We start from the raw sequence: 11,754 nt of genomic DNA on the forward strand, positions 1-11,754 counted from the left end.
GAGACCATGTGGCTAATTTGCAAAGAAGTGACGCACCAGGCACTTGGCGCCCATCGACTCCCGCCAGCCGTTGCTCGCCGAGCCGTCAATCCATGTCTTCAGGCTCATAGGGACATCCTCGACCTTTGCAGCATCGAACTCGGGCGCGAGGGCAAGTAAAGCATGCGCGATAGCATTGAACATAATGGATACTCCTCAGATATATATATAGGCGCAGAGCCGTCAAATTGATAGAAGGAGCCCCGCCGGACAACCCCGGCGGGGCTCGGACTCAGCCGCAGGCGCGGCATCATATATGCGGGCGGAATGTAGGGGCCACCGATGTTAAGAAGTGTCAGCAAGCATAACGAAAGGTAGGGACCCCATGCGCCCGTTATGTATCACGCGGATGGGCCGCGCGGATACCAAGGGAGAAAGACTTAAGCCTAGGCGGCAGCAGAGCTGGGACCCTGGACCTTGGCCCACGTCTTGAGCGACAGCGTGTCGATCTCGATAAAGCCGGCGCTGGCCTTCTCGTCAAACGTGGTGTCGCGGTCGTAGGTGGCCAGACCGTAGTCATAGAGGCTGAAGGGGCTCTTGCGGCCGACAACATGGCAGTTGCCCTTAAAGAACTTCAGGCGGACGGTGCCGGTCACGAACTTCTGGGTATCGGCCATAAAGGCGTCGAGTGCGTTTTTGAGCGGGCTGTACCACTGGCCGTTGTACACGGCGGTGGCCCAATCCTGCTCGAGCTTAATCTTGGTCTTGAGCAGATCGCCCTCGACGCAAATATCCTCGAGCGCCTTGTGGGCGGTGATAAGCGTCAGGGCGCCGGGAACCTCATAGCACTCGCGGCTCTTGAGGCCCACCAGGCGATCCTCGACCAGGTCGAGACGACCAAAGCCGTTATCGCCCGAAATCTTGTTGAGGGCGATGACGATCTCGGAGAGCTTCATCTTCTTGCCGTCGACGGCGACGGGCTTGCCGGCCTCAAACTCAATCTCGGTGTAGGTCGGGGTGTCGGGCGTGTCCTCGGGATTCTTGGTCATAACCCAGGCGTCGTCGAGCGGCTCGTTCCAGGGATCCTCCAGGTGGCCGCACTCAATGGCACGACCCCACAGGTTGTCGTCGATGGAATAGGGGTTGTCGTTGGCACCCTCGGGAACCGGCACGTTGTGGGCGTGAGCATAGGCGACCTCGTCGGGACGGCACTTCAGATCCCACTCGCGAACCGGGGCGATAACCTTAAGCTCGGGGTCGAGGGCCTTGACGGCAGCCTCAAAACGAACCTGGTCGTTACCCTTGCCGGTGCAGCCGTGGGCGACGTAGGTCGCGCCAAACTCGTGGGCGACCTCGACAAGCTTCTTGGCGAGCAGCGGGCGAGACAGAGCGGAAAGCAGCGGGTACTTGTTCTCGTACATGGAATTTGCGGCGATGGCCTTGGTCAGGAACTCATCGGAGAACTCATCGCGCAGGTCGAGCACCTGGCAATCAAGAACGCCCAGGTCGAGCGCTTTCTGTTTCTTGGCATCCAGGCCGGTCTCCTCCTGGCCCACGTTGCCGCAGACGCAAACGACATCGAGATTCTTCTCGTCCTGGAGCCACTTGACACATACGGATGTATCAAGACCACCGGAATATGCGAGAACGACTTTTTCCTTGCTCATGGCTGTTTCCTTTCGCCCTTGGTAGCTAGTTAGAACATCGGTCAGTTGCAAGTCATTTCAAGGTCACGTACCGTGCAATATCAGGTTAAATAGCAAAAATCAGCACATACATGCCCTAGAAACATACAGCAATGTCGTGCTAAAACCCAACGACCTTAAAATGACTCTGTTGAGGCAATTCGCCCCATGCGGACAGAGACGATTGTTATCGTCGTCGGGAAATTGCGCGCTGGCGTCGGATGGCATTGTCTGCAGTGGTTATGATCTTTACGAACTGCATCTGCCTCTCCTTTCACCTATCGCCGGGCGCAATTCTAATATCGCAAACGGTACCTTTTCCTCGGTAAGCGGCTCTTTTGCCGTCTCCGTTTTCGATGGTCGCTATATTACGCTAAAGTGCCCGCTGCACAAGCGACAAATTCAAATTTCTGAAAAGTTTTTTCATTAGTTTGTGAAATGCAGTGCAAATACGCTCCGTTCCTGCGAAAATACGCCTGATTACGAGTTGATGGTTATAACGTCTGAAACAATTTCGAAACGAAAGGCTCGATTTTATGCAAACTTACGAATCGGACGCCAATATCGGAAACATTAAGCTCATCGCCGTCGACATGGACAAGACGCTGCTGACCGACGAGCGCGTGCTGCCGCAAGGACTTGACGAGCGCCTGGACAAGCTCGCCGAGGCTGGCATCGTATTCTGCCCCGCCAGCGGACGTCCCGCACCCAAGCTCGAGGAGATGTTCGAGGACATCAAGAGCCGCATCGCTTTTTGCCCCGATAACGGCGCGTGCGTGATATATCGCGGCAACTATATCTATAAGAGCAATATCGATGTGGCGCTCTACCACAAGGTCCTGGCACATGCCGTGGAGGACCCGCGTGCCGTTCCCGTACTGTGCTGCTATGACGATGCTTACGTTTTGGCGCGCGACCACAAGTACCACGACGAGATCAGCATCTACTATTCTGCCATCAACTACATCGACACCTTTGAGGGTCTTGACGTCGAATCCAACAAGATTTCGATCTTCTTCCCCGCCTACGACGCCGAGCCTGCGTTCCGCGAGACCTATAACCCCGCGTTCTCGGATCAGCTCTACGTCACCAATGCGGGCCGCGAGTGGATCGACTTTATGAACCTGGGCGTCGACAAGGGCGCCGGCGTCGCGCACCTGTGCGAGCACTTGGGCATCGATATCGCCGATGCCGCCGCCGTGGGCGACACCTACAACGATATCCCTATGCTCGAGCGCGTCGGGCATAGCTTTATCGTGGACAATGCCGAGGAGCATATGAACGCGCATGCTAAATGGCGCATTCCGAGCAACAACGACGGGGGCGTACTGACGCTCATCGACGCCATCTTGGCGGCTCGGTAATCTATCTCGTCGCCATGCCCGGGGCCGGCCGTTTGATTTTTGCTCGGTCAGGTCCTGGGCTCGCTCGAAGGCCACATTAAGTGGCCTTCGGCTCGTGCGGAATCTACAAAAATCAAACGGCCGGCCCCGGGCATGGCTATGTTGACTTGCTTGCCGCCTAGATGGCGTCTTGGGTGTCTAGATACTTTGGCTGATTTTTTGGAATGAAGGGGGCTCCTTGTTGGCAAGGAGCCCCCTTCTGCCTTTAGTTACTTTGGAACTGTGGTTACTTTCCTATTTCGCGTCGGCCCAGGTTATGCCGGTGCTGGCTTCGGCGATGAGGGGTACGCGGAGGTCTACGACGTGCTCCATGACGTCTTGGACCATGGCGGTGAGGCGCTCGACTTCGTCGACGGGGCACTCAAAGTCCAGTTCGTCGTGCACCTGCAGAATCATGTGGGCGGCAAAGCCCTCTTCTTCCAGGCGGCGGCTTACGCGGGCCATCGCGATCTTGATGATGTCGGCGGCGGTGCCCTGCATGGGGTGATTCATGGCCGTACGCTCGCCAAAGCCGCGGAGTTGCGGGTTTTTGGCCTTGAGCTCTGGAATATGACGCCGGCGACCGTACATGGTCTCGGCGTAGCCCGTCTGCTTGGCGCGCGCCACCACGTTGTCGAGGAACGTGCGCACGCCCGGGTAGGCCTCGTAGTAGCGATCGATCATGCCACGCGCCTCGGCCATCGAGATGTGCAGCGACTGCGACAGACCGTACGCCTGCTGACCATACACAATGCCAAAATTCACGGCCTTGGCGCGACTGCGCAGGTCGGGCGTTACCTCGGACACGGAAACGCCAAACACGCGCGCGGCCGTCTCGGCATGGAAGTCCTCGCCCTCGTTAAAGGCGCGCACCAGGTGCTCGTCACCCGAGAGATGCGCGAGTAGACGCAGCTCGATCTGCGAGTAGTCCACCGCCAAAAAGACGCTGCCCTCGCCTGCCGAAAACGCCGTCTTAACGGTACGGCCCAGCTCAGAGCGCGTCGGGATGTTCTGCAGGTTCGGGTCGCTCGAGGACAGGCGACCCGTTGCCGTGATGGTCTGGTTGTACGTGGTGTGCACGCGACCGTCACCACGGCGCAGCGGACCTAGCGTGTCCAGATAGGTCGACTTAATCTTGGACTTCTCACGCCAGTCCAAAATCAGGCGCACGATTTCGTGGTCGCGCGCAAGGTCGCTCAGCACTTTGGCGTTGGTCGAATAGTACCCGCGCTTGGTCTTTTTGAGGCCCTTGGTCGGAAGCCCCATAACGTCAAAGAGCACGTGCGAGAGCTGCATGGGACTGCCGATGTTAAACGTCTCATCACCTGCCAGGTCGCGAATGCTGCGCTCGACCTCGGTGATCTGGGTCGCCAGGCCTTCGGACAGGCTGCGCAGCCGGTCGGGATCTACGAGCATGCCCGCGCGCTCCATCTTGGCAAGCACCGGCACGAGCGGCATCTCAATGCCATCGAACACGTTGGCGGCGTTCTCGCGGGCCATGCGGTCGCGAAGCGGCGCCACGAGTGCCAGCGTCAACGCCGCGGTACGGGCAGCAGGAGCAGGAGCGTCCTCGCCAGCACCATCCGCACCGCGCGCCGCAGGCAGCGCCATCTGCAGATAGGTATCGGCCAGATATGCCTCGTCAAACTCGGAGCGGTCGGAATCCAACAGGTACGCGGCAACCACGGTATCAAAGATGCGCACGGAATCGACTGCCAGCGGGTCCATGAGCTCGGGCTCAGAAGAATCGATGGGCGAAAGCTCATGCAGCAACGCCTTCATGTCCGGGCTCGCCACGCGGCCCTCCATAAACAGGCGCGCGAGCACGCCAGCGATAACGCCGTGGGCAGAATTGAAGCCCTCGACAGCGGCAGGCGTGCCGTCATCGGCTTCCTCGAGCGCAAAGAGCCCCTTGGGCGTCGCCAGCCACAGCGTACGCGTCAGGCCAAAGAGCGCACCCTCCTCCTTGTCATCGTCCACCACAGCGGCGACCCACTCGTCCGCATCAATCGCGCGAGAGATCTCGGCCGCCACAGCAGCAAGTGCCTCAGCATCGCCGGCGGCCGCACGCGAAACCGCGGGTATCTCGAACGCGCTGGCAGCGGGCACGACCCCGCCCTCGCCGCCAATCAGCGCCAGGAAGCGGTTCTGCATGGCCGTAATGCCAAGTGCGCCCAGCGCCGCGGACACCTCATCGGCAGAAAACGATGGGAAGGACGTCGCGTCAAAGTCGAGCTCGACAGGTGCATCGGTGCGGATGGTCGCAACCTTGCGGCTCAGCAGCGCATCGTCGATGTGTGCACGCAGGTTCTCGCCCATCTTGCCCTTGACCTCGTCAGCATGCGCAATGACCTCGTCCAAGCTGCCGTACTGCGCGATGAGCGCGCTCGCCTTTTTGGGGCCGATGCCCGGTACGCCGGGAATGTTGTCCGACGTATCGCCCTTCAGACCGTAAAAATCGGGCACGAGCGCCGGCGTAATGCCGTGATACAGGTCGTCCACGCTCTCGGGCGTCATGATCGCCACGTCGGACAGGCCCTTGCGAGTCGAGACCACGTTGACGTGCTCGGTCACAAGCTGATACATGTCACGGTCGCCGGTCACCAGCAGCATGTCGCAGCCGGCCTCCTCACCCAGGCGCGCCATGGTTCCCAGAATATCGTCGCCTTCCCAGCCCTCGGACTGCAGAATTGGCACGTTGAGCGCCGTGAGCAGCTCCTTAATCATGGGAAACTGCGCATGCAGATCGGGGTCCATGGGCGGGCGCTGCGCCTTGTACTGCGGCAGCATCTCCATGCGCACGCGCGGCTTGCCCTTGTCAAACGCCACGACCACACCGTCGGGGTTAAAGGCATCGATCATCTTAAGAAACATGTTCAGAAAGCCAAAGATCGCGTTGGTGGGACGACCGTCCGGCGCGTTCATGGTCGGCGGCACGGCGTGGAAGGCGCGGTGCATGAGCGAGTTGCCGTCGATAACGGCAAAGGTGCGGCGCTTGTCAGACATATTGAATACCTCGCTTTGGACTGGGCACGGCTTGCTCACTCCAGTTTACACGCTCCCCGCCCCGCGGCCACCGCACATCAAGCTCCCCCGCCACCGTGAGCCCGCGCGTGATACGATGGCTCACGGTACAACAACCAGCACGATCGATCCGAAAGGAGCCTGCGTCATGGAGCGTCCCTGCGCATGGAAAAAGTACACGCCACAGCAAATCGAGGAGCTCGAGGAGCTTTGCCGCGGCTATAAGCAGTTTTTGAGCGAGAACAAGACCGAGCGCCTGTGCGTCAAGACCGGCATCAAGATGGCCGAGGAGGCGGGATACGTCGACCTGGAGACCGTGATCGCCGAAGGCCGCGCGCTCAAGGCAGGCGACAAGGTGTACGCCGCCAACCACGGCAAGGATCTTATGCTCGTCAACCTGGGCACCGCCCCGCTCGAGCAGGGCTTTAACATCCTGGGCGCCCACGTGGACTCGCCGCGCCTGGACCTCAAGCAGAATCCCGCCTTCGAGGCCGGCGACATGGCCTACCTCGACACGCACTACTACGGTGGTGTCAAGAGCTACCACTGGGTGGCCTCCCCGCTCGCACTCGTGGGCGTCATCTGCAAAAAGGACGGCACCACCGTCGACATCAACATCGGCGACAAGGCCGACGATCCGGTCTTTACCATCTCCGACCTGCTGATCCACCTCTCGAGCGAGCAGATGTCCAAGCCCGCCAAGGACGCCGTCGACGCCGAGATCCTCGACGTGATCGTGGGCGGCCGTCCCGTAAAATTTGACGAGGACGACAAGGACGCTCCCACCGAGCCCGTCAAGCAGATGTTCCTGGATATCCTCAAGGAGCAGTACGACGTCGAGGAGGAGGACTTCCTCTCCGCCGAAATCGAGGTCGTGCCCGCCGGCCCCGCCCGCGACATGGGCCTCGACCGCTCCATGATTTTGGGCTATGGCCACGACGACCGCGTCTGCGCCTACCCCTCCATGCTCGCCCAGATCAATGTGGCCAACGTGGAGCGCACGAGCATCACGCTCATCGTCGACAAGGAGGAGATTGGCTCCGTGGGCGCCACCGGCATGACAAGCCGCTTCTTCGAGAACACCGTCGCCGAGATCATGACGCTCGCCGGCGAGGGCAGCCCGCTGGCCCTGCGCCGCGCACTCGCCCGCAGCCGCATGCTCTCCTCTGACGTATCCGCCGGCTTCGACCCGGGCTACGCCGGCAAGTTCGAGACAAAGAATGCAGCCTTTATGGGTCGCGGCCTGTGCTTTAACAAGTACACGGGCAGCCGCGGCAAGGGCGGTTCCAACGACGCCGACGCCGAGTATATGGCCCTCATCCGCGACATTATGGACGAGGCCGGCGTGGACTTCCAGACCTGCGAGCTCGGTCGCGTCAACGCGGGCGGCGGCGGCACCATCGCCTACATCATGGCCAAGTACGGCATGAACGTCATCGACTCCGGCGTTGCCGTCCTGTCCATGCACGCCCTGTGGGAGGTCGCCAACAAGGCCGATATCTACGAGGCCTATCGCGGCTACAAGGCCTTCATCGAGCGCGCCTAATCAACCCTTCATCAGTTGCGGTGAGATACGGGCTAAACTGGCCCATAAACGGCCAAAACAGACCGTATTACACCGCAACTTCCTTTTTGGCAGAGGAGAGTCCATGCTGCAGGTCATCATTTCGCCCGCCAAGCAGATGCGCGCGGCCCAAGATGCTTTTGAAGTCCTGGGCATTCCACCCTTTGTGCGCGAGACGGCTCGCCTCCACCGCGCACTGCTAGATATCGAGCGGAATGAGGGCAGCGGCAGCCTGCAGGCGCTGTGGAACGTGAGTGACAAACTGCTGGGGCCCTGCCTCAACACCCTGCATGAGTTCGAGCCCATCTTGCAAAGCGGCGATCTCGACAATCCCGCACTCGCCCGTCACCTCTCCCCTGCCGTCATGTCCTATCACGGCATTCAATACCAAAGCATGGCGCCCGAGGTGATGGATTCCGCACAGCTCGCATGGCTGCAAGACCATCTGTGGATCCTCTCGGGCCTTTACGGATGCGTACGCCCCTTTCATGCCGTTGAACCGTATCGGCTGGAGATGGGCGCGAAGCTTGCCGTCGACGACGCCCGAGACCTCTACGCGTTTTGGGGCGACAAACTCGCACGGGTCATCGCTCCGGCAGGCTCCAACGTCACGATCGTCAACCTCGCCAGCGCGGAATACGCCAAAGCCGTTCTGACCCGCCTCACCACCGACGCCACGGTCGTCACATGTCTCTTTGGCGAAGGCATCCGCAACGGCAAGCCCATCCAACGCTCGACCGCCAGCAAAAAAGCGCGCGGCTCCATGGTGCGCTGGATGGCAGAAAACAAGTTCGAGGATGTAAGCGGGCTCACCGCGTTCGACGTTGGTTATCGTTACTTTCCCGAGCTTTCAAATAAAAACACTTTGGTCTTCCTGAACGAACAGGCCTTGTAGGACTACCGCTACTTTTGAATGTGCTGCCTAGGCACGGCGTCTATTCCGCCAGGCCGTCGGCTTTTGCAATCTCGGTCGTCGAGCCATCTTGGTAGGTAACCTTAACGTGCTCCACCTCGGACGCCTCAACACCCGACGAAGGCTCCAGGCGCCATTCCGTCAGGGCTATATCCATGGTCGTGGGTACATCCCCCTGATCTTTGAGCTCGACCGACAGCGTCCTAAGCGATGCATCGAAGGTCACACGCTCGATCTCTTCACCAGGAATGGAACCACCGCTCAGCTGCAGTTGCACAAACTTGTCGCGCGGATACCAATAGTCGCCCGGCGCGGCAACGGTATTGCCACCCGCGACCTTCGCCGTCATAATCGGCAGGCTATCGTCCGCCTCAAACGTCCAGGAAACTCCCCCACGCCCGCCAAATGTCCAGATACAACAGGCAATCACCATCACGACAAGAATCGCGAAACCAATTGCGACCAGCCCATGATGGGCGCGGCTCTCCTCGGCCGACACATCCCACTGCGTCTCTCGATACAGATGCTTGTCTTCCATGTTCGCCTCCCCGCGGGCATGCTCGTCGCGTCAATCGTACCCATTCGAGCTATACTTGAGCCCGCCACATAAACGGGGAGCTTGCAGGACAAGACGGCAGGCTGAGACTGGGCGCGCCCGCCCTGACCCGCAAACCTGATATGGGTAATGCCAACGAAGGGAGCCGTGCCAATGAGCACACAGACCGAGCCCAAGCTCGTCACGCAAATCGATTTCGCCCGCGCCGGGCAAATCACACCGCAGATGAAGGAGGTTGCCGAGCGCGAGCATCGCGACCCCGAGTACATCCGCGAGCGCGTGGCCGACGGCCGCATCGCCATTCCCGCCAACATCGTGCATATCAAAAAGGGCATGCGCGCCTTTGGTGTCGGCGAGGGCCTGTCTACCAAGGTCAACGTCAACCTGGGCATCTCGGGCGACAAGGCCGATGCCGCCGAGGAATGGAAGAAGGTCAAGATCGCCGAGGACTTTGGCGCCGACGCCATCATGGACCTCTCCAACTCGGGCAAGACGCGCCAATTCCGCCAGCAGCTCATCGACGAGACGCCGCTCATGGTAGGCACCGTCCCCATGTACGACGCCATCGGCTACATGGAAAAGCCGCTTGTCAAGCTTACCAAGGACGACCTGTTCGAGGTCGTGCGCGTGCACGCCGAGGACGGCGTGGACTTTATGACCATCCACTGCGGCATCAACAAGTCGGTCACCAAAACCTTTAAGGAGACCGGCCGTCTCATGAACATCGTCAGCCGCGGCGGCTCACTGCTGTTTGGCTGGATGGAGGTCACCGGCAACGAGAACCCCTTCTACGAGTACTTTGACGAGCTGCTCGAGATCTGCCACGAGTACGACGTGACGATTTCGCTCGGCGACTCCTGCCGCCCGGGCTGCCTCTACGACTCCAACGACGCCACCGAGACCGCCGAGATGATCGAGCTGGGCAAGCTGTGCAAGCGCGCTTGGGCCGCCGGCGTCCAGGTCATGGTCGAGGGCCCGGGTCACATGGCGCTCGACGAGATCGCCGCCAACATGAAACTGCAGAAGCGCCTGTGCCACAACGCCCCGTTCTACGTGCTCGGGCCGCTGGTGACCGATATCGGCGTGGGCTACGACCACATCACCGCAGCCATCGGTGGCGCCATCTCCGCGAGCTCGGGTGCCGACTTTTTGTGCTACGTGACACCGGCAGAGCACCTATGCCTGCCTAACGCCCAGGATGTGCTCGACGGCCTCATGGCCACCAAGATTGCCGCACACGCCGCCGACATCGCCAAAAAGGTGCCCCACGCCCGCGACATGGACGACAAGATGGGCCAGGCACGCCGCAAGCTCGACTGGGACGCCATGTGGAAGTGCGCGCTCGACCCGGTCACCGGCAAGAAGCGCTACGAGGAATCCCCCGCCGCCACCGAGGGCACCTGCACCATGTGCGGCAAGATGTGCGCCGTCCGCACCGTCAACAAGGTGTTCGAGGGCACGACGATCGACCTCGGCATGGAGGACTAACTCGTCACCGGAGCCATAATCGGCCACAAGGCGTTCGTCAATTGTTGACGTGTGAACATTTTCTTACATTTACGTAAAGATTGCGCCACCCGCCCGGGATCGGCATACAGCCGGCCCGGGCAACTTTATAATGCGGGCAGGAGACCCATTTGAATCCGACCGAACAAGGGAGCGAACATGGATCGTAGTAAGGTACCAGCCGTTCTATCCATCGCAGGATCCGATTCCAGCGGCGGTGCCGGCATTCAGGCCGACATCAAGACCATCACGGCGCACCGCCTGTATGCCGAGACGGTCATCACGGCCATCACCGCACAGAACACCCTAGGCGTCACCGCCGTGCAGAGCATCTCCCCGGATATTGTCGCGGCGCAGATCGATGCCGTTTTTGACGATATCCGCCCCAGTGCCGTCAAGATCGGCATGGTTTCTTCTGCCGAGATTATCGAAGTCATAGCCGACCGCCTGAGCGCCTGGGACGCACAAAATATCGTCGTCGACCCCGTCATGGTCGCCACTTCGGGCGCTCGTCTCATCGCCGAGGACGCCGCCGAAGCGCTTACACGCCGCCTGTTCCCACTGGCGACCGTCATCACGCCCAATATTCCCGAGGCCATGGCGCTGCTCGACTACGAGGTCGATTCCGAGCGCACGCAGCAAAACGCTGCCATGCTCCTCACCCGCCGCTTTGGCTGCGCGTCCCTCGTTAAGGGCGGGCATTTTGTCAACGAGGCCAACGATGTGCTAGCAGAGCCCGCGCCGCTCGATGACGAGGGCAACCACCTGGGCGATCCGCTCACCACGTGGTTCCGCCACAAGCGCATCGAGACCGACAACACGCATGGTACCGGCTGTACGCTTTCGTCCGCCATCGCCTGCGCGCTGGCCCAGGGCATGGATCTTGCCGATGCCGTCAACGCCGGCAAGGCCTACCTAACCGGCGCTCTCGCCGCCGGCCTGAACATGGGCAAGGGCTCCGGCCCCGTCAACCACATGTGGCAGTACTAAAAAGCCAGCAACCAAAACCACCGCACAAACCACCGCAAAGGCGCCTGTGAACTGCGCCCCGAAACTTGGACTGAATAAATAGCGACTACGCCGCAAGGGCCCGGTTCCGGAACTCCTCCGGCGTCAGGCCCTTCAATCTTACCTGCCTGCGCCGC

9 protein-coding genes are annotated in these 11,754 nt (G+C 60.5%); 5 read left to right on the forward strand and 4 right to left on the reverse strand.

All coding sequences use genetic code 11. The annotated features are described in order from the left end of the window. Window positions 1–12: 12 nt before the first annotated feature. Together ACTQXM_RS03530 and ACTQXM_RS03535 are read right to left on the reverse strand one after the other, a co-directional pair. On the reverse strand, window positions 13–183 hold the full coding sequence (locus ACTQXM_RS03530; RefSeq protein ID WP_441056172.1) for a hypothetical protein: 171 nt from the start codon (window positions 181–183) through the stop codon (window positions 13–15). Between the two features lie 242 nt (window positions 184–425). Further along, window positions 426–1,646, reverse strand: a complete 1,221-nt coding sequence (locus ACTQXM_RS03535) for an argininosuccinate synthase (protein ID WP_441056173.1) — start codon at window positions 1,644–1,646, stop codon at window positions 426–428. A gap of 554 nt (window positions 1,647–2,200) precedes the next feature. Between ACTQXM_RS03535 and ACTQXM_RS03540 the strand changes: the two genes are divergently transcribed. Then, window positions 2,201–3,028: an HAD family hydrolase gene (locus tag ACTQXM_RS03540; RefSeq protein ID WP_441536915.1), complete on the forward strand. Its 828-nt coding sequence runs from the start codon at window positions 2,201–2,203 to the stop codon at window positions 3,026–3,028. Window positions 3,029–3,301: 273 nt separating this feature from the next. Here the strand turns inward: ACTQXM_RS03540 and polA are convergent, their stop codons facing one another. Continuing rightward, window positions 3,302–6,052, reverse strand: a complete 2,751-nt coding sequence (gene polA / locus ACTQXM_RS03545) for a DNA polymerase I (RefSeq protein ID WP_441536914.1) — start codon at window positions 6,050–6,052, stop codon at window positions 3,302–3,304. Window positions 6,053–6,218: 166 nt separating this feature from the next. On the opposite strand from polA, the gene ACTQXM_RS03550 reads away from it, so the two are divergent. Continuing rightward, on the forward strand, window positions 6,219–7,616 hold the full coding sequence (locus tag ACTQXM_RS03550) for an aminopeptidase (protein ID WP_441536913.1): 1,398 nt from the start codon (window positions 6,219–6,221) through the stop codon (window positions 7,614–7,616). Between the two features lie 103 nt (window positions 7,617–7,719). Next, complete coding sequence (locus tag ACTQXM_RS03555) at window positions 7,720–8,529, forward strand: YaaA family protein (protein ID WP_441536912.1); 810 nt, start codon at window positions 7,720–7,722, stop codon at window positions 8,527–8,529. 40 nt (window positions 8,530–8,569) lie between these two features. Here ACTQXM_RS03555 and ACTQXM_RS03560 read toward each other — a convergent pair whose 3' ends face one another. Next, window positions 8,570–9,085: a hypothetical protein gene (locus tag ACTQXM_RS03560; RefSeq protein WP_441536911.1), complete on the reverse strand. Its 516-nt coding sequence runs from the start codon at window positions 9,083–9,085 to the stop codon at window positions 8,570–8,572. A 171-nt stretch (window positions 9,086–9,256) separates the two neighbouring features. On the opposite strand from ACTQXM_RS03560, the gene thiC reads away from it, so the two are divergent. Beyond that, window positions 9,257–10,591 (forward strand): phosphomethylpyrimidine synthase ThiC, encoded by a 1,335-nt coding sequence (thiC, locus tag ACTQXM_RS03565; RefSeq protein WP_441536910.1) that lies wholly within the window; start codon window positions 9,257–9,259, stop codon window positions 10,589–10,591. Between the two features lie 177 nt (window positions 10,592–10,768). Further along, window positions 10,769–11,599 (forward strand): bifunctional hydroxymethylpyrimidine kinase/phosphomethylpyrimidine kinase, encoded by an 831-nt coding sequence (gene thiD, locus ACTQXM_RS03570; protein WP_441536909.1) that lies wholly within the window; start codon window positions 10,769–10,771, stop codon window positions 11,597–11,599. Window positions 11,600–11,754: the final 155 nt, after the last annotated feature.

The sequence above is a fragment of the Collinsella sp. LCP19S3_D3 genome (assembly GCF_052121455.1).
Lineage (GTDB): Bacteria > Actinomycetota > Coriobacteriia > Coriobacteriales > Coriobacteriaceae > Collinsella.

Excerpts from the sequence above, each read along its gene's own strand:
- ACTQXM_RS03530 (WP_441056172.1), bottom strand. The coding sequence starts at position 183 with ATGTTCAATGCTATCGCGCATGCTTTACTTGCCCTCGCGCCCGAGTTC.
- ACTQXM_RS03535 (WP_441056173.1), bottom strand. The coding sequence starts at position 1,646 with ATGAGCAAGGAAAAAGTCGTTCTCGCATATTCCGGTGGTCTTGATACA.
- ACTQXM_RS03540 (WP_441536915.1), top strand. The coding sequence starts at position 2,201 with ATGCAAACTTACGAATCGGACGCCAATATCGGAAACATTAAGCTCATC.
- polA (WP_441536914.1), bottom strand. The coding sequence starts at position 6,052 with ATGTCTGACAAGCGCCGCACCTTTGCCGTTATCGACGGCAACTCGCTC.
- ACTQXM_RS03550 (WP_441536913.1), top strand. The coding sequence starts at position 6,219 with ATGGAGCGTCCCTGCGCATGGAAAAAGTACACGCCACAGCAAATCGAG.
- ACTQXM_RS03555 (WP_441536912.1), top strand. The coding sequence starts at position 7,720 with ATGCTGCAGGTCATCATTTCGCCCGCCAAGCAGATGCGCGCGGCCCAA.
- ACTQXM_RS03560 (WP_441536911.1), bottom strand. The coding sequence starts at position 9,085 with ATGGAAGACAAGCATCTGTATCGAGAGACGCAGTGGGATGTGTCGGCC.
- thiC (WP_441536910.1), top strand. The coding sequence starts at position 9,257 with ATGAGCACACAGACCGAGCCCAAGCTCGTCACGCAAATCGATTTCGCC.
- thiD (WP_441536909.1), top strand. The coding sequence starts at position 10,769 with ATGGATCGTAGTAAGGTACCAGCCGTTCTATCCATCGCAGGATCCGAT.